General features: G+C 70.0%; 15 protein-coding genes and 1 tRNA gene. 15 read left to right on the top strand and 1 reads right to left on the bottom strand.

The annotated features are described in order from the left end of the window. Positions 1-17 precede the first annotated feature (17 nt). The 15 genes from mfd (at position 18) to ABD817_RS29215 (ending at position 15,592) form a co-directional block, all read left to right on the top strand. Positions 18-3,560 (top strand): transcription-repair coupling factor, encoded by a 3,543-nt coding sequence (gene mfd / locus ABD817_RS29285; RefSeq protein ID WP_344921429.1) that lies wholly within the window; start codon positions 18-20, stop codon positions 3,558-3,560. Between the two features lie 27 nt (positions 3,561-3,587). Continuing rightward, the gene (locus tag ABD817_RS29280) at positions 3,588-4,232 is read left to right on the top strand and encodes a SurA N-terminal domain-containing protein (protein WP_344921428.1); all 645 of its coding nucleotides are present in this window, start codon (positions 3,588-3,590) and stop codon (positions 4,230-4,232) included. A gap of 9 nt (positions 4,233-4,241) precedes the next feature. Next, the gene (locus ABD817_RS29275) at positions 4,242-5,186 is read left to right on the top strand and encodes a nucleoside triphosphate pyrophosphohydrolase (RefSeq protein WP_344921427.1); all 945 of its coding nucleotides are present in this window, start codon (positions 4,242-4,244) and stop codon (positions 5,184-5,186) included. Between the two features lie 152 nt (positions 5,187-5,338). Beyond that, the gene (gene eno / locus ABD817_RS29270) at positions 5,339-6,616 is read left to right on the top strand and encodes a phosphopyruvate hydratase (RefSeq protein WP_344921426.1); all 1,278 of its coding nucleotides are present in this window, start codon (positions 5,339-5,341) and stop codon (positions 6,614-6,616) included. A 213-nt stretch (positions 6,617-6,829) separates the two neighbouring features. Continuing rightward, positions 6,830-7,240: an FtsB family cell division protein gene (locus ABD817_RS29265; protein ID WP_344921425.1), complete on the top strand. Its 411-nt coding sequence runs from the start codon at positions 6,830-6,832 to the stop codon at positions 7,238-7,240. A 40-nt stretch (positions 7,241-7,280) separates the two neighbouring features. Next, entirely contained in the window at positions 7,281-7,853 is a 573-nt protein-coding gene (locus ABD817_RS29260) for a DUF501 domain-containing protein (RefSeq protein WP_344921424.1), read from the top strand. Further along, positions 7,850-8,809 (top strand): Ppx/GppA phosphatase family protein, encoded by a 960-nt coding sequence (locus tag ABD817_RS29255; RefSeq protein ID WP_344921423.1) that lies wholly within the window; start codon positions 7,850-7,852, stop codon positions 8,807-8,809. Before ABD817_RS29260 ends, ABD817_RS29255 begins: the two co-directional genes overlap by 4 nt. A 231-nt stretch (positions 8,810-9,040) precedes the next feature. Beyond that, the gene (locus ABD817_RS29250) at positions 9,041-10,126 is read left to right on the top strand and encodes a hypothetical protein (RefSeq protein WP_344921422.1); all 1,086 of its coding nucleotides are present in this window, start codon (positions 9,041-9,043) and stop codon (positions 10,124-10,126) included. Positions 10,127-10,299: 173 nt separating this feature from the next. Then, positions 10,300-11,100 carry a uracil-DNA glycosylase gene (locus tag ABD817_RS29245; protein ID WP_344921421.1) on the top strand — a complete coding sequence of 267 codons (801 nt, stop codon included), beginning with the start codon at positions 10,300-10,302 and terminating at the stop codon, positions 11,098-11,100. Between the two features lie 147 nt (positions 11,101-11,247). Beyond that, the gene (locus tag ABD817_RS29240; RefSeq protein WP_344921420.1) at positions 11,248-12,588 is read left to right on the top strand and encodes an NAD(P)/FAD-dependent oxidoreductase; all 1,341 of its coding nucleotides are present in this window, start codon (positions 11,248-11,250) and stop codon (positions 12,586-12,588) included. Positions 12,589-12,790: 202 nt separating this feature from the next. After that, a tRNA-Leu gene (locus tag ABD817_RS29235) sits at positions 12,791-12,863 on the top strand. Positions 12,864-13,379: 516 nt separating this feature from the next. Next, on the top strand, positions 13,380-13,763 hold the full coding sequence (locus tag ABD817_RS29230) for a winged helix-turn-helix transcriptional regulator (RefSeq protein WP_344921419.1): 384 nt from the start codon (positions 13,380-13,382) through the stop codon (positions 13,761-13,763). A gap of 148 nt (positions 13,764-13,911) precedes the next feature. Further along, the gene (locus ABD817_RS29225) at positions 13,912-14,697 is read left to right on the top strand and encodes a Bax inhibitor-1/YccA family protein (protein ID WP_344921418.1); all 786 of its coding nucleotides are present in this window, start codon (positions 13,912-13,914) and stop codon (positions 14,695-14,697) included. Positions 14,698-14,883: 186 nt separating this feature from the next. Next, positions 14,884-15,111, top strand: a complete 228-nt coding sequence (locus ABD817_RS29220) for a DUF4287 domain-containing protein (RefSeq protein ID WP_329093696.1) — start codon at positions 14,884-14,886, stop codon at positions 15,109-15,111. 70 nt (positions 15,112-15,181) lie between these two features. Further along, complete coding sequence (locus tag ABD817_RS29215) at positions 15,182-15,592, top strand: PPOX class F420-dependent oxidoreductase (RefSeq protein ID WP_344921417.1); 411 nt, start codon at positions 15,182-15,184, stop codon at positions 15,590-15,592. Between the two features lie 95 nt (positions 15,593-15,687). On the opposite strand, the gene ABD817_RS29210 is transcribed toward ABD817_RS29215, so the two are convergent. Beyond that, a complete protein-coding gene (locus ABD817_RS29210; RefSeq protein ID WP_344921416.1) occupies positions 15,688-16,908 on the bottom strand; it encodes an acetyl-CoA C-acetyltransferase in 1,221 nt (406 codons plus the stop codon). Positions 16,909-17,013: the final 105 nt, after the last annotated feature.

Here is a 17,013-nt window from a genome sequence, read left to right as displayed (position 1 = left end):
GGCTGTGGGCGAATCTGATGAGTCTTTCCGGACTTCTGGACCTTGTCGCCGGGGAGCCTGAGCTGGCTTCCCTTCTTCGGGACGTGCGCGGGGGCGACTCGTCCGACGTGTCGCTGGTCGCGCCGCCGGCGCTGCGCCCCTTCGCGGTGGCGGCGCTGGCCAGGGAGGGAGCCGAGGGGGCGGCCAGGACCGTCCTCGCGGTGACCGCCACCGGGCGCGAGGCCGAGGATCTCGCCTCGGCCCTCACCAGCCTCCTGGGCGAGAGCACCGTCGCGGTCTTCCCCGCCTGGGAGACGCTCCCGCACGAGCGCCTGTCGCCGCGCAGCGACACCGTGGGGCAGCGCCTGGCGGTGCTGCGCAGGCTGGCCCACCCGGTCGAGGGCGACCACTCGGCGGGGCCGCTGCACGTGGTCGTCGCGCCGATCAGGGCGCTGCTCCAGCCGATCGTCCGGGGGCTGGGCGACCTGCGGCCGGTGCGGCTGCGCGCCGGGGACGACGCCGATCTCGCCGACGTCGTCCACAGCCTCGTGGAGAACGGCTACCACCGGGTCGACATGGTGGAGAAGCGCGGCGAGGTCGCGGTCAGGGGCGGCCTGCTCGACGTCTTCCCGCCCACGGAGGAGCACCCGCTCCGGCTGGAGTTCTGGGGCGACACCGTCGAGGAGATCCGCTGGTTCAAGGTCGCCGACCAGCGCTCGCTGGAGGTGGCCGAGGACGGTCTGTTCGCCGCCCCCTGCCGGGAGCTGCTGCTCACCGCCGACGTCAGGGAGCGGGCGAAGGAGCTCGCCGAGGCGCATCCCTCGCTGGGCGAGATCCTGGAGCAGCTGGCCGAGGGCGTGCCGATGGAGGGCATGGAGGCGTTCGCGCCGGTGCTCGCCGGGGAGATGGACCTGCTCGTCGACCACCTGCCCGACCAGTCGGCGATCTTCGTGTGCGACCCGGAGCGCATCCGCGGGCGCTCCGACGAGCTGGTGCGGACCAGCCAGGAGTTCCTGGAGGCGTCCTGGATCAACGCCGCGTCCGGCGGCGAGGCGCCGATCGACCTGGGCGCGGCGGCCTTCCGCGACCTGGAGGAGGTCCGCGACCACGCGCGAAGCCTCGGCCGGCCCTGGTGGTCGCTCGCGCCGTTCGGCGCAGACACCGATGAGACCGGCCCGGGTGGGGGGCTGGCGCTGAGGGCGCGCGAGGTGGAGTCCTACCGGGGCGACACCCAGCGGGCGCTGTCCGACATCAAGGGCTGGCTTGACTCCGACCGGGTCGTCGTCCTGCTGAGCGAGGGCCACGGCCCGGCCGAGCGCATGGTCGAGCTGCTCAAGGGCGTCGACCTGCCCGCGCGCCTGGAGCCGGGCCTCGACACCGTGCCCGACAGGAAGGTCGTCCACGTCACCACGGGCCTGGTCGAGCACGGGTTCGTCACCCCGGCGCTGGCCGTGCTGACCCACCTCGACCTGGTCGGCCAGAAGGCGTCGACCAAGGACATGCGGCGGCTGCCCTCCCGGCGCCGCAACATGGTCGACCCGCTCCAGCTCAAGGTCGGCGACCACGTCGTGCACGAGCAGCACGGCGTGGGCCGCTACGTCGAGATGGTGCAGCGGACCGTGCAGGGCGCCACCCGCGAGTACCTGGTGATCGAGTACGCCAAGGGCGACCGGCTCTACGTGCCGACCGACCAGCTCGACGAGGTCACCCGCTACGTCGGCGGGGAGTCGCCCACGCTCAACCGGATGGGCGGCGCCGACTGGGCCAAGGCCAAGACCAAGGCGAAGAAGGCGGTCAAGGAGATCGCCGGAGAGCTGATCCGCCTCTACTCCGCCCGGATGGCCTCGCCGGGACACGCCTTCGCGCCCGACAGCCCCTGGCAGCGGGAGATGGAGGACGCCTTCCCGTACGCCGAGACGGGCGACCAGCTGGAGGCGATCGACGAGGTCAAGCGCGACATGGAGCGCCCGATCCCGATGGACCGGCTGATCTGCGGCGACGTGGGCTACGGCAAGACGGAGATCGCGGTGCGGGCCGCGTTCAAGGCGGTGCAGGACGGCAAGCAGGTCGCGGTCCTGGTGCCGACCACACTGCTGGTGCAGCAGCACATGTCGACCTTCGCCGAGCGGTTCTCCGGGTTCCCGCTGAACGTCAGGCCGCTGTCGCGCTTCCAGAGCGACGGCGAGGTCAAGGCGACCATGGAGGGCCTGCGGGAGGGCTCGGTCGACGTCGTGATCGGCACGCACCGGCTGTTCTCGCCCGAGGTCAGGTTCAAGCATCTCGGCCTGATCATCATCGACGAGGAGCAGCGGTTCGGCGTCGAGCACAAGGAGGCGATGAAGCACCTGCGCACCCAGGTCGACGTGCTGGCCATGTCGGCCACCCCGATCCCGCGCACGCTGGAGATGGGCCTCACCGGCATCAGGGAGATGTCCACGATCCTCACCCCGCCGGAGGAGCGGCACCCGATCCTCACCTTCGTCGGCCCCTACGACGAGAAGCAGATCGGCGCCGCGATCCGGCGCGAGCTGATGCGCGACGGCCAGGTCTTCTTCGTCCACAACCGGGTGGCCAGCATCAACAAGGTCTCGGCCATGCTGCGCGAGCTCGTGCCCGAGGCCAGGATCGCCGTCGCGCACGGCCAGATGCAGGAGCACCAGCTGGAGAAGATCATGGTGGGCTTCTGGGAGCGCGACTTCGACGTGCTCGTCTGCACCACGATCGTCGAGTCGGGCCTGGACGTGCCCAACGCCAACACCCTGATCGTCGACCGGGCCGACAACTACGGCCTGTCGCAGCTCCACCAGCTGCGCGGCCGGGTCGGCCGGGGCCGCGAGCGCGGTTACGCCTACTTCCTGTACCCGCCGGAGAAGCCGCTCACCGAGACCGCCCACGAGCGCCTGGCCACCATCTCCCAGCACACCGAGATGGGCGCGGGCATGTACGTGGCGATGAAGGACCTGGAGATCCGCGGCGCGGGCAACATCCTGGGCGCCGAGCAGTCGGGCTTCATCGCGGGCGTCGGCTTCGACCTGTACGTGCGGATGATGGCCGAGGCCGTGCAGGAGCAGAAGGCCAAGCTGGCGGGCACCTACCGGGAGGACGAGCGGCCCGACGTCAAGGTCGAGCTGCCGATCAACGCCCACATCCCGCACGACTACGTCACCTCCGAGCGGCTGCGCCTGGAGGCGTACAAGCGGATCGCCGCGATCGGCTCCGACTCCGACATCGGCGCGGTGCGCGACGAGCTCGTCGACCGGTACGGACGGCCGCCCCAGCAGGTGGAGAACCTGCTGGAGGTCGCCCGCTTCCGCGTCCGCGCCCGTCGCGCCGGGCTCACCGACGTCACCCTGCAGGGGCAGAACATCAAGTTCGCGCCGGTGGACCTGAAGGACTCCCAGCAGGTCAGGCTGCAAAGGCTCTACCCGAAGGCACTGCTGAAGCAGGCGGCCGGTACGTTGCTGGTGCCGGTGCCCAAGACCAGACCCCTCGGTGGCCAGCCGCTGCGCGACCTGGACCTGCTCAAGTGGTGCGGTGATCTCGTCGAGGCGATGTTCCTCGAAACCGTGCGGGTAGAGTAAGCGGCGTTTGTCGTGAAGGGAACGCATGTGAAGTCGACTCGAGTTCGCGTCATCCTGGCGGTCGCCGCCGCCGGTGTCGCGCTGACCGCCTGCTCTCCGAACCAGGCCGGTGCCGCCGCCGTCGTGGGCGGGGAGCGCATCAGCTCCGCTGAGCTGGACAGGAACGTGCGCGAGTACGAGGCGGCGCTGGCCAAGGCCAACGTCTCCGCCTCCCAGCTGCAGTTCAAGGACAGCGTCCCGCAGCTCGTGCTCTTCCAGCTGGCCAACGCCAAGCAGCACGCGCAGGTCGCGGCGAGCAAGGGCATCACGGTCACCGAGGGCGAGGTCGACCAGGTGATCGCGGGCCAGGGCGGCCAGGAGAAGTTCGAGCAGCAGATGCTCCAGCAGGCCGTGGCGCCCTCGCACGCGCGCGAGTTCATGAAGTCGCAGGTGATGATCAGCAAGCTCATCGCCAAGTACGGCGGCGGCACGGACGAGGCCGCCATCCAGCGCGGCCAGGAGCAGGCGATCAAGGACCTGCAGGCCATGCCGATCACCTGGAACCCCCGGTACGGCACGCTGAACCAGCAGCGGAGCGAGCAGCAGCCGAGCGTCTTCGTCGACGCCGGCCGTTTCGGCGCCCCCGCCGCCCCCGGCCCCGCCGAGGCGCCGCCCGCGCCACCGCAGCAGTAGCCTCCGGGCATGCCGCTGATCGTCGTCACCACCTCGCCCCGGGTCGCCCCGGGGCTGCTCAGCCGCCGCGCGTGGCAGGTCCTCCAGGAGGGGCCGGTGCGCACCGGCTCCGCGGACCACCCGCACCTGCCCTATCTGGTGGAGGCCGGGGTCGAGGTCGAGGTGGTCGTGCCCGACCCGGCCGCGCTGGTCCGCGAGGCCGGGTCGGCGACCGTCGTGTGGCTGGAGGCCGACGAGGCGCTGATGCGCTCCATCGGCTACGCCGCCGTGGCGCTCGACGAGCCGCCGGTGATCGAGGTCGTGCCGGGCTCGTACGACCTGCCGGGCGCGCGGCTGCTCGACCTGGTCGCGGTGATGGACCGGCTCCGGGTCGAGTGCCCGTGGGACGCCCGCCAGACCCACGAGTCCCTCGCCCCGTACCTCATCGAGGAGGCGTACGAGGTGCTGGAGACCATCGAGGAGGGCGACCACGCGGCGCTGCGCGAGGAGCTGGGCGATCTGCTCTTGCAGGTGGCCTTCCACGCGCGGGTCGCCGGTGAGCGGCCCGACGGGTTCGACGTCGACGACGTGGCCGAGGGCATCGTCGCCAAGCTCGTCCGCCGCCACCCGCACGTCTTCGCCGACACCAAGGTGGCGGGCGCGGGCGAGGTCAGCGCCAACTGGGAGACCATCAAGGCCGCCGAGCGCGCGGCCAAGAACGGCGGCGACCCGGGTTCGGCCGTCGACGGCGTCCCGATGGGCCAGCCCGCGCTCTCCCTCGCCGCCCAGCTCCTGCGCCGCGCCGAGCGCGCCGGAGCCCCCACCGCCCTCCCCGAGGGGGTTCCCGCCGACGGCCTGGGCGCCAGGCTCTTCGAGCTCGTACGGCAGGGGCAGGCGGCCGGTCTCGACCCGGAGGCCGAGCTGCGTGCCGTCGCCCGCGCCTACCGCGACCAGGTCCGCGCCCAGCGGCTCTGAGGGCGGCCCTGCGCGCCCGGTCGTCTCCGCCCTCCGGCCCCCGGCCACAAGTCCTTCACGAACATCGCCGGGAAGCGTCCTGGGCGCCGTACCCGCCAGTAGGTCTCGGTAGGCTTCTGAGGCAAACTGTCTTGCGACTTTAGGAGCGCTTCGTGGCTTCCATCGAGGGCGTTACCGCCCGAGAGATCCTTGACTCCCGGGGCAACCCGACGGTTGAGGTCGACATCCTCCTGGACGACGGCAGCCAGGGGCGCGCCGCGGTTCCCAGCGGCGCGTCCACCGGCCAGTTCGAGGCCGTCGAGCTGCGTGACGGCGACGGGCGCTACGGCGGCAAGGGTGTGGAGAAGGCCGTTCTCGGCGTGACCGACGAGATCGCCGACGAGATCCTCGGGTTCGACGCCGCCGAGCAGCGCAGCGTCGACCAGGTCATGATCGACCTGGACGGCACGCCCAACAAGGAACGCCTGGGCGCCAACGCGATCCTGGGTGTCTCGCTCGCCGTGGCCAAGGCCGCCGCGGAGAGCGCCGAGCTGCCGCTCTTCCGCTACCTCGGCGGGCCGAACGCGCACGTGCTGCCGGTGCCGATGATGAACATCCTGAACGGCGGCGCGCACGCCGACAGCAACGTCGACATCCAGGAATTCATGATCGCCCCGATCGGGGCGGAGACGTTCCGCGAGGCCGTGCGGATGGGCACCGAGGTCTACCACGCCCTCAAGGCCGTGCTGAAGGAGAAGGGCTACGCCACCGGCCTCGGCGACGAGGGCGGCTTCGCGCCGAGCCTGCCCTCCAACCGCGACGCGCTCGACCTGATCCTGGTCGCCATCGAGAAGGCCGGATACGTCGCGGGTGAGGACATCGGGCTCGCCCTCGACGTGGCCGCCTCGGAGTTCCACTCGGGCGGCGTCTACACCATCGACGGCAAGGGCCTGTCCTCCGCCGAGCTGATCTCCTTCTACGAGGACCTGGTCGCGAGCTACCCGCTGGTCTCCATCGAGGACCCGCTGGACGAGAGCGACTGGGAGGGCTGGAACGCCATCACCCGCGCCCTGGGCGACAAGGTCCAGCTGGTCGGCGACGACCTGTTCGTGACCAACCCCGAGCGTCTGGGCCGAGGCATCGCCGAGGGCACCGCCAACGCGCTGCTGGTCAAGGTCAACCAGATCGGCACCCTCACCGAGACCCTCGACGCCGTGGACCTGGCCCACCGCAGCGGCTACCGCTGCATGATGAGCCACCGCTCCGGCGAGACCGAGGACACCACGATCGCCGACCTCGCCGTGGCCACCAACTGCGGCCAGATCAAGACCGGCGCCCCGGCCCGCTCCGACCGGGTGGCCAAGTACAACCAGTTGCTCCGCATCGAGGAGCTTCTGGACGACGCGGCCCGTTACGCGGGTCGCGCCGCCTTCCCGCGCTTCCGGCGGTAGTTTCGTCTGGCGGCTCGCGCCCGGATCCGGGCGCGAGCCCCACCGCGAGCCACACCCGCGGGCGAACGCCGATACCCCGCCCCGGTCCCGATCGAGGAGACCGGCGAGGACCGGCGCCGGACCGACGCGGAGAGATCGGCCCCCGCCGGTGTCGCGACCACCGCGCGGGGCAGGTGGACGACGCCACGAGAGCGTGGAGACGGAGGAGGGCGCATGGCGGCACGGCCGCAGCTGACGGGACGGGCCGCGGTGCTCGCGATCGTGGTGTGCGCGATCGCGATGAGCCTCGCCTACCCCATCAGGGAGTACGTCGCCCAGCGCCGCCAGATCGCCCAGCTGGAGCAGGAGAAGGCCAGGGAGATCGCCGCGATCAAGGCCCTGGACGACCGCTCCAAGCAGCTCCTCGACCCCGGTTTCATCAAGCGGCAGGGCAGGGAGCGGCTCTTCTACTGCGATCCCGGGCAGAAGTGCTACGTCGTGATGGGGGAGTCGCCCTCGTCGGGCAGGGGCACGACCGGTGAGCGGAAGGCCGTCGCCAAGCCGCCGTGGTACGAGACGCTGTGGGACTCGGTCAAGGCCGCCGACAGCGGCGGGGGGCAGAAGGCGGCCAAGGCCGCCGGGTGACGCCGATACCCTGGTTGTCGTCTTTCAGGGGGTGTCACGAATGGTTGATGACCGCGACGTGGCGGCGGTGGAGCGACAGCTCGGCCGGACGCCACGAGGACTGCGGGGGGTGGCGCACCGCTGCCCGTGCGGGCTTCCCGACGTCGTCGAGACCGCCCCGAGGCTGCCCGACGGGTCGCCCTTCCCGACCCTGTTCTACCTCACGTGCCCCAGGGCCGCCTCGGCCATCGGCACGCTGGAGACCTCGGGGATGATGCGGGACATGCAGGCCAGGCTCGCCGCCGATCCGGAGCTGGCCGAGGCGTACCGGGCCGCCCACGACGACTACGTGGCGCGCCGCGACCGGGCGGCCGCCGAGGACGGCCTGGAGCCGCTGCCCCGCGACATGCAGAGCACCGGGGGCATGCCCAACCGGGTGAAGTGCCTGCACGCCCTGGTCGGGCACGAGCTCGCGGTCCCGGGCGGCAACCCCTTCGGCCGCGAGGCCCTCGACGCGCTCGGCGACTGGTGGTCCGCCGGGCCCTGCGTCGCCCAGCCCACAGCCCAGTCCACGGCCCAGTCCACAGCACCGTGTGCCCAGTCCGTGGCACCGACCACGAAGGAGACCGAGTGATCCGCGTCGCCGCGATCGACTGTGGCACCAACTCCGTCCGCCTGCTCGTCGCGGACGTCGGCAGGGACAGGCTGATCGACCTGGAACGCCGCATGGAGATCGTCCGGCTGGGCCAGGGGGTCGACAGGACCGGCAGGCTGGCGCCGGAGGCCCTGGAGCGCACGTTCACCGCCATGCGCGGCTACGCCGGGCTCATCGACGGGCACGGGGCCTCCTCGGTCCGCGTGGTCGCCACCAGCGCGACGAGGGACGCCGCCAACCGGCAGGACTTCGTGGACGGCGTACGCGACATCTTCGGCGTGGAGCCCGAGGTGATCACCGGTGCGGAGGAGGCGGAGCTGTCGTTCTCCGGGGCCACCCGCGATCTGGTGCGGTTCTCGCACGAGACGGGCCTGCCCGCCCCCGACGGCACCCGCCCCCCGTACCTCGTGGTCGACATCGGCGGCGGCTCGACCGAGTTCGTGCTCGGCTCGACGCACGTGGAGGCCGCGCTGTCGGTCGACATCGGGTGCGTCCGGCTGACCGAGCGTCACCTGCGCGACGCGGGCGACCCTCCGTCGGCGGAGGCGATCGAGGCGATGACCGCCGACATCGACGACGCCCTCGACCGGGTCGCGGCCGAGGTGCCCGTGGAGCGGGCGCTCACGATGGTCGGGCTCGCGGGATCTGTCACCACCGTCGCCGGAATAGCGCTTGAGCTGCCGGAATACGATCCGAAGAAAATTCACCACTCGCGAATTTCGGCAGGTCAAGTGCATGGTGTCGCCGAGCGCTTGCTTGGAATGACCGTTGAACGGCGAGCGGCGATTCCCATCATGCATCCCGGCAGGGTCGATGTGATCGGGGCGGGCGCGCTCATCCTGGACCGGATAGTGACCCGCTACGGCTTCGGCGATGTGGTCGCCAGTGAGCACGACATCCTCGACGGCATCGCGTGGTCGATCGCCGACTCATAACAAGACCTAGACAATTCACCTGTTTAGGGAGTATTGAGGAAAGCTTCCTGTTTATGGTTAGGTAAAGAAGCTTTAGTGAGGCTTTGCCGTGGGGCCCGGCACAGCTGTTGCCGGGGCGGCAACCGTCTCCTGAGCGATTTTGCCTCCCAACGAACGGAGCATCCCCTCATGAAGTCCGGACTAGCCAGAAAGCTAGCCGCGGTAGGAGCCAGCTCGGCCATGCTGGCGACCATGGCAGTAGGAATGCTGGCCACGCCCGCAGCGGCGGCCAGCGGGTCGAGCCAGGCGGGGGTGGCCTCGGCCGTCGCCAAGCCGAGGCCCGCCGTCTCTGCCGGAACCCCCAAGGCGTCGCCCGCGAAGTACGCGGGTGAGTGCCCCGTCAACGTGACCTTCTCCTCGAAGATCAAGGTGAAGGCCGTCAAGAGCAAGACCAAGGTCGCCTACCGGTGGCTGCACGGAGACGGCTCCAAGAGCAAGGTGAAGTCCTTCACCTTCCGCGGCAAGGGCGTCAAGAGCTTCACGGTCAAGGAGAAGGCCACCTTCAAGGGCAATGTCAAGGGCTGGCAGGCCATCCAGGTCCTGTCCCCGCGCGGCGTGACCTCCTCGAAGGGCTACTTCTCGGTCTCCTGTGGTTCCAGTGGGGACAAGGAGGAGATCAAGGTCCCCCGCGCCAGCGCCCAGGTGTGGGTCGACGAGGGCAACTGCAAGGCCACCCTGATCGGCCGCATCAACGTTTCCGGTACCCGCTGGGTGCACTACCGCTGGGTCGTGAACGGCCGCGTCGTCGAGCGTGACGCCGTCCGTGTCAACGGCTCGCGCAAGGTCTTCCACGTGATCAAGCCCCGTGACGACTTCAGGGGCTGGGCCTCGCTGCAGATCGTCGGCCCGCTGGAGGCCTCCTCCAACCGCGCCTACTTCAAGATCCACTGCAAGGACGAGGCGCCGAAGGTCTGGGCGTCCGTCGACGGCCCGTCCTTCTACGCCGGCACCTGCCCGACGACCCGGACGTTCACCGGCACGATCAGCGCGACCGGCCGTACCACCGTGAAGTACCGCTGGCTCACCAACGGTGTGGCGGGCGACTGGAAGTACGCCCACTTCAGCGGTTACGGCTCGCAGCGTCAGAGCGTGTCCGACAGCTGGACCGCCTCGGCCTCCGGTGAGTCCAAGCGCGCGATCGAGATCTACGGTGGCCCGACCACCAGCACCGTGGTGGGCAAGGTCTTCTGCAAGCCCGCCCCGACGCCGACCCCGACTCCCACGCCTACCCCCACCCCCACCCCGACCCCCACTCCCACCGTGACCCTCGCCCCCTGAGGGCACGGTAGGTCACGGTAGGTCGAGGTAGCGCGCCCGGCGGCCACGCCGGGCCGCGTCCCGAGTGAGACAGGCGGCGCCCGCACCCGGCGGGCGCCGCTTCTCGCTTTCCCAGGCCCGCGTCTTGCGGGGTGTGGACCTCGTACTCTCCCGCGTCGGGCACCATCAAGGGCATGACCTACGTTCCTCCCGGATCCGGCTGGCCCGGTGATCCCGCCCGGCCCGGCACCCCCGTCGCCCACGACCCCGCCGAAGTGCGGGAACTCGCGAGGGAGAGCCGTACCCTCGCGGAGCTCACGGCCGCGCAGTCGGTCTGCCGGGCCTGCCCGCGCCTGGTGGGGTGGCGCGAGGAGGTGGCGACGGTCAAGAGGCGGGCGTTCGCCGAGGAGACCTACTGGGGCAGGCCCATCGCCGGGTGGGGCGACGAGAGGCCCGAGGTCCTCATCGTCGGGCTGGCCCCGGCGGCGCACGGCGGCAACAGGACCGGGAGGATCTTCACCGGAGACCGCAGCGGCGACTGGCTGTTCGCCTCGCTGTACCGGACGGGCCTGGCCGCGCGGGAGACCAGCCTCCGCGCGGACGACGGCCAGCGGCTCATCGGCGCGCGGATGGTGGCGGCGGTCCGGTGCGCGCCGCCCGCCAACAAGCCCGAGCCCGCCGAGCGGGCCGCCTGCCTGCCCTGGCTGTCTCGCGAGGTGGCCCTGATCTCGGTGGACGTACGGGTGGTCGTCGCGCTCGGCGGGTTCGCCTGGCAGGCGATCTGGCCCGCGCTGAAGGACGCCGGGTACGCCCTGCCACGGCCGAGACCGCCCTTCGGGCACGGCGCCGAGGTGGAGATCACCTCTCCCCGGGGAAGTTCCGCGCGTCTTCTCGGCTGCTACCACCCCAGCCAGCAGAACACCTTCACCGGCCGGGTGACCGCGCGGATGCTCGACGATCTCTTCACCAGGGCGAACGCGCTCCGCGTCTTGTGAACTCGATCACAAAGAGAAGATCTCTCGGAATTCTGCCGAGAAGAGCGAGTGTTTCTAGCCGATAGCGGAAATTCTGCCCGGTTTGCCGGATGGGCGGCTGGCGCGATCGGGGCGCCCCGCGTATGCTTGTGAAAGGTTTCACAAGCTATGAAACTTAAGGATGGCGTCGAAGTGAACCGCAACTCCAAGCACATCGTGGTCGTCGGTGGAGGCTACGTCGGCCTCTACACCGTGCTGCGCCTGCAGCACACCCTCCGCAGGGAACTCCGCGAAGGAAGCGTGCGCATCACCGTCCTGACCCCCGAATCCCACATGACCTACCAGCCCTTCCTCCCCGAGGCCGCCGCCGGAAACCTCTCGCCCCGGCACGTGGTCGTCCCCCTCCGCCGCGTCCTCTCGAAGGCGACGATCCTCAACGGCAAGGTCTCCAAGGTCAACCACGCGGCCAAGTCCGTCACCTTCGCGCCCAACGTCGGCACGCCGCACGAGATCGACTACGACATCGTGGTCATGGCCGCCGGATCGATCTCCCGTACGCTCCCCATCCCCGGCCTGGCCGACTCCGCGATCGGTTTCAAGACGGTCGGCGAGGCGATCGCGCTGCGCAACCGGGTGCTGGAGCTCCTCGACCGGGCCGAGAGCGACGAGGACGAGGCCCTGCGCAGGCGTGCCCTGACGTTCGTCGTGGTCGGCGGGGGCTTCGCGGGGGTCGAGGCCCTCGCCGAGCTGGAGGACATGGCGGTCGACGCCACCCGCTACTACCGCAACATCTCCCGCGCGGACATGCGCTGGATCCTCGTCGAGGCCACCGACCGCATCCTCCCCGAGGTCGGCCCCGAGATGGGCGCGTGGACCGCCGAGCAGCTGCGCGAGCGCGGCATCGAGGTCAAGATGAACACCCGCCTCGAATCCTGCGTGGGCGGGCGGGTCAAGCTCTCCGACGGCGACGAGTTCGAGGCCGCCACGATCGTCTGGACCGCCGGGGTGAAGCCCAGCCCGGTGGTGAACGCCGGAGACCTGCCCCTCGACGAGCGTGGCCGGATCAAGACGACCGCCCGCCTGACCGTGGCCGGCGTCGAGGACGCCTACTCGGCCGGAGACGTGGCCGGGGTGCCCGACCTGACCAACCCCGGCGAGTACTGCGCCCCCAACGCACAGCACGCCGTACGGCAGGCCAAGGTCCTCGCCGACAACATCACCCGGAGCCTGCACGGGCGGGAACTCACCGACTACCGGCACAAGTACGTCGGCTCCGTCGCCGGGCTCGGCCTTCACAAGGGCGTCGCCAACGTCTACGGGATCAAGCTCCGCGGGCTCGCGGCGTGGTTCATGCACCGCACCTACCACCTGTCGCGGGTGCCCACCGTCAACCGCAAGGTCCGTGTGACGGCCGACTGGACCCTGGCGCTCTTCTTCAAGCGCGAGACCGTCTCCCTGGGAGAGATCGAGGAGCCGCGCACGGAGTTCCGTGCCGCCGCGGGGAACTGAACCTCCGGTCCCGGAGGCGAACCGAACTTCCGAACCCGGGGGTGGGCGACGAGGCCCACCTCCGGGTTCGCCGTTCCCGGCGGTGTGCTATTCCTTGACCGGGTTCCCCGAAGGGAGAACGATCCATTGATTCTCAGCGGAAGTGATGCGACGGTTGCCTTGAGCAGTTACGTATGAGTGATCCGTTACGTATGATTACGGCGCCCCCGTAGCCCAATGGCAGAGGCAAACCCCTTAAAAGGGTTCGAGTGAGGGTTCGAGTCCCTCCGGGGGCACCTATGGTGCTTTGCCAAACAAGGCCTGTGACCAGTGAAAACGCGGTCATGGGCCTTTCCGCGTTATCCGGCCGCGCACGGTCGGCGCCGAACGGCCACGGCTGTCCATCCCAAATGCGCCCGCGGAACTTTCGGAGTTACCTAAATGTAATGAGTCGCCTTGGGGGACGTTCGGGATTCGCCGCCGGGCGGGGCTTCCCCGCCCTCCGGCGCACTTCGCGCGGGGTGTCGGCTGAACGGGCTGAAGGGAGGGCGCCGGGGGCGCCGTACCCCGCCCGTCCGGCTCGCTAGGCATCCTCTCCCGAAAGACCTGGCCGTAACTCGGTGATGCGGTCGGTAAGAATCCCTCGGCCGCGACTCTTTGTCGCGGATCAGGTGGCCGCGCCAACGCGCCACGGTCGCCCCTCCCCAATCACGTCGCACCGGCAATCGTTCCGTGACCGGTGCGAATGCGGTCGCGGGACGAGTTGTCTCACTCCCTGGGATTCGGCGGCTCCCCGGTATAAAATAGTAACCATGAGGGACGAGGGGAACCTGGAGCTCGTGCTCCGGGCGAACGGGATCGCCCGGCAGGTGATCGGCCATATCGGGGACAAGTGGTCCCTGCTGGTGATCGCGGCACTGGGGCACGGGGCCCAGCGGTTCTCCCGGCTCAAGGCGCGGATCGAGGGGATCAACCAGCGCATGCTGACCCGGACGCTGCGGGCCCTGGAGCGCGACGGCATCGTCGAGCGCACCGTCCATCCGACCTCGCCGCCCAGGGTGGAGTACGTGCTCACCCGGATGGGACGCGACCTGTCGGTGGCCGTGACCGGCATCTGCGAGTGGGCGCGCCGCAACCTCGACGAGGTCGAGGCGTCGCAGCGGCTCTTCGACGAGCGGTCGGCGAAACAGATGTGAGACCCGGGGAACCGGCCCGGCCACCCGTTCGTTGGCAATATCGGCGGTAGCCGTACGGTCACTTGGACAACATAGATATCAGCACGATACGGCCGTGTGACAACCGATCTAATACGCTGATCGCGTAGGTCGCAGCGTGGAGGCAGCGATGGAGAGCAAGAACCCCGTATTCAGTCGGCAGGCCAAGGGCCAGCAGCAAGGCTGGGGCGTGCCGACCCCCACCCCTGACCAGCTTCAGGGCATGTACAACACGCCGTCATACGCGCCGCCCGCGCAGCGGACGATGACGATTGACGACGTGGTCGTGCGTGGTTTCATCACGCTTGGCACGCTTGTCGTCTCGGCGGCGGTCGCCTGGGTGCTCAACCTCGGCATGGTCGCGGCGATCGCCGGCGTCATCGTCGGCCTGATTCTCGCCTTGGTCATCTCGTTCAAGTCCAGCACCAACCCCGTGCTGATCCTCGGCTACTCGGTCGCCTACGGTGTCGCCGTCGGTGTGATCAGCCACGTCTACAACGATCTGTACAGCGGCATCGTCTTCCAGGCGGTGGTCGGTACGGCTCTGGCCTTCGCCGCCATGCTGACCGTTTACTCCCTGCGCATCATCCGCGTGACGCCGAAGTTCACCAAGTTCGTCGTGGCCGCGGCCCTGGGCCTGATGGGCCTCGCGCTCATCAACCTGGTCGCCGGGTTCTTCATCGAGGACGGCATCGGCATCCGTTCGGGCGGCGTGCTGGCCTACGTGTTCAGCATCGCCGCGATCCTCATCGGCTGCTTCTTCCTGCTCCTCGACTTCGACGAGGTCGAGCGCGGGGTGCGGAACGGCGCCCCGGAGAAGTACTCGTGGCTGATGGCCTTCGGCCTGACCGTCACCCTGGTCTGGATCTACCTGGAGATCCTGCGCCTGCTGAGCTACTTCTCCAGTAGCGACTGACGACAGCGCCGGGAGGCCCCGCCGGATTCGTTCCGGCGGGGCCTCCCGTTTTTCTGGGCGTACAGGTGAGTGAACGGGAGGCGACGGGGGATAGACGAACCGCGACGGAAGAGAGCATCTCGGGGCTTGCCATCTGGGCTTTCGTGATGCACTGTCGAGCAAAGGAGCCTATCCGTGGAGGTGCCCATGTCGTTGAACCACTCACTGGAGACGCAGAGCAAGCTGATCGCAAGGGTCCCGGACATCACGGGACGCGCACTCCCAGAGTGGTTCCAAGCAATCGACAACGGCCCGTCGTTCCTTCGCTGTGATGAGCGGGCCACCTGGCTCGCCGACGAGCACGGGCTGACTCACGGCTACGCCGCCGCCATCGTGCACGAGCACGAGCGGCACCGCCGTACCCGTTACCTGTAAGTCGCCTATCTCCATGAAGCCCGCGCCGCCCCGGTGGTGCGGGCTTTGACGTGCGGGCCATGATGGGGTCATGGACCACGACAAGGCACGCGAATTCCTTCGCGCCAACCACCGCGCGATCATGCTGACCTCGCACGCCGACGGCCGCCCGCAGCTCTCCCCGGTCGTCGTGGGGCTCGACGCGGAGGGGAACGCGATCGTCAGCACCCGGGAGACCGCGGCGAAGGTCCGCAATCTCCGCAGGAATCCGCAGGTCTCGCTCTGCGTGACGACCGACGCCTTCTTCGGCGGGTGGATCCAGATCGACGGCGTCGCGGAGATCGTCTCCCTGCCCGAGGCGATGGATCTCCTGGTCGGCTACTACCGCGACATCTCCGGCGAGCACCCCGACTGGGACGACTACCGGGCCGCCATGGAGCGGGAGCGGCGGGTGGTCCTGAGGATCGCGATCACCCGCGCCGGCCCCGACGTGCACGGCTGACCGGACTCCGGCACCTCCGGCATCTCCGGCGCGGGGACGCCGAGGCCGGGCACCCGGGCACCCGGGCACCCGGGTGCCCGGGTGCCCGGCCGGGCTCAGCTGAGGCGCTCCAGGACCATCGCCATGCCCTGGCCCCCGCCGACGCACATGGTCTCCAGGCCGATCGCCCCGTCGTGGAAGGCGAGGCCGTTGATCAGCGTGGAGGTGATGCGGGCACCGGTCATCCCGAAGGGGTGGCCGACCGCGATGGCGCCGCCGTTGACGTTGAGCCGGTCGATGTCGATCCCGAGGTCCCGGTAGGACGGGATCACCTGGGCGGCGAACGCCTCGTTGATCTCGACGAGGTCCACGTCGCCGATGGCCATGCCCGCCCTGGTCAGGGCCTGCTTCGAGGCCTCGACCGGGCCCAGGCCCATGATCTCGGGAGACAGGCCGGTCACCCCGGTGGAGACGATCCGGGCGAGCGGGGTGATGCCGAGTTCGGCGGCCCTGACGTCGCTCATCACGATCACGGCGGCGGCGCCGTCGTTCAGCGGGCAGCAGTTGCCCGCGGTGACCGTGCCGTCGGGCCGGAAGGCCGGCTTGAGCTGGGAGACCGCCTCGTAGGTGGTTCCCGCGCGGGGACCGTCGTCCCTGCTCACCACGGTCCCGTCGGGGAGGGTCACCGGGGTGATGTCCCGCTCCCAGAAGCCGTTGGCGATGGCCTTCTCCGCCAGGTTCTGGGAGCGGACGCCGAACTCGTCCTGCTCCTGCCGGGAGACGCCCTTCAGCCCGGCGAGGTTCTCCGCCGTCTGGCCCATCTCCACGTAGACGTCGGGCACCCGGCCGTCCTCGCGCGGGTCGTGCCAGACCCCCTTGCCCCCCTCGGCGGCACCGAGCGAGCGGGCGCGGGCCTCGCCGAACAGCAGGTTCGTCGTGTCGGGCAGCGAGTCGGAACTGCCCTTGGCGAAGCGGGAGACGCACTCCACGCCCGCGGAGACGAACACGTCACCCTCGCCCGCCCTGATCGCGTGCAGGGCCATCCGGGTGGTCTGCAGCGAGGACGCGCAGTAGCGGGTCACGGTGGTGCCCGGCACGCCGTCCAGGCCGAGCAGGGTGGCGACCACCCGGCCCATGTTGAAGCCCTGCTCGCCACCCGGCAGGCCGCAGCCCAGCATGAGGTCGTCGATCGTGGCCGGGTCGAGCTGGGGGACCTTGGCGAGCGCGGCCTGGACGATCTGTACGGTCAGGTCGTCGGGGCGGATGTCCTTGAGGGACCCCTTGAAGGCGCGTCCGATGGGCGAGCGCGCGGTCGCGACGATGACTGCCTCGGGCATGTGGCTCTCCTGGGTTCGTGTCTGCTCCTCCAGCGGAGCGTACCGCGCGGTATGCCCGACGCCGCGGACAGGGGCACGGTGACAGAACTTCGTACGGGACGTGCG

It is taken from the genome of Streptosporangium oxazolinicum, from assembly GCF_039537505.1.
In the GTDB taxonomy this organism is placed as follows: domain Bacteria; phylum Actinomycetota; class Actinomycetes; order Streptosporangiales; family Streptosporangiaceae; genus Streptosporangium; species Streptosporangium oxazolinicum.
This window is presented reverse-complemented; position numbering and strand designations above follow the sequence as displayed.

What these genes read in the sequence shown, in the direction of transcription:
- mfd (WP_344921429.1), top strand. Translation starts at nt 18, where the DNA reads ATGAGTCTTTCCGGACTTCTGGACCTTGTCGCCGGGGAGCCTGAGCTG.
- ABD817_RS29275 (WP_344921427.1), top strand. Translation starts at nt 4,242, where the DNA reads ATGCCGCTGATCGTCGTCACCACCTCGCCCCGGGTCGCCCCGGGGCTG.
- ABD817_RS29265 (WP_344921425.1), top strand. Translation starts at nt 6,830, where the DNA reads ATGGCGGCACGGCCGCAGCTGACGGGACGGGCCGCGGTGCTCGCGATC.
- ABD817_RS29260 (WP_344921424.1), top strand. Translation starts at nt 7,281, where the DNA reads ATGGTTGATGACCGCGACGTGGCGGCGGTGGAGCGACAGCTCGGCCGG.
- ABD817_RS29250 (WP_344921422.1), top strand. Translation starts at nt 9,041, where the DNA reads ATGGCAGTAGGAATGCTGGCCACGCCCGCAGCGGCGGCCAGCGGGTCG.
- ABD817_RS29245 (WP_344921421.1), top strand. Translation starts at nt 10,300, where the DNA reads ATGACCTACGTTCCTCCCGGATCCGGCTGGCCCGGTGATCCCGCCCGG.
- ABD817_RS29240 (WP_344921420.1), top strand. Translation starts at nt 11,248, where the DNA reads ATGAAACTTAAGGATGGCGTCGAAGTGAACCGCAACTCCAAGCACATC.
- ABD817_RS29230 (WP_344921419.1), top strand. Translation starts at nt 13,380, where the DNA reads ATGAGGGACGAGGGGAACCTGGAGCTCGTGCTCCGGGCGAACGGGATC.
- ABD817_RS29225 (WP_344921418.1), top strand. Translation starts at nt 13,912, where the DNA reads ATGGAGAGCAAGAACCCCGTATTCAGTCGGCAGGCCAAGGGCCAGCAG.
- ABD817_RS29220 (WP_329093696.1), top strand. Translation starts at nt 14,884, where the DNA reads ATGTCGTTGAACCACTCACTGGAGACGCAGAGCAAGCTGATCGCAAGG.
- ABD817_RS29215 (WP_344921417.1), top strand. Translation starts at nt 15,182, where the DNA reads ATGGACCACGACAAGGCACGCGAATTCCTTCGCGCCAACCACCGCGCG.
- ABD817_RS29210 (WP_344921416.1), bottom strand. Translation starts at nt 16,908, where the DNA reads ATGCCCGAGGCAGTCATCGTCGCGACCGCGCGCTCGCCCATCGGACGC.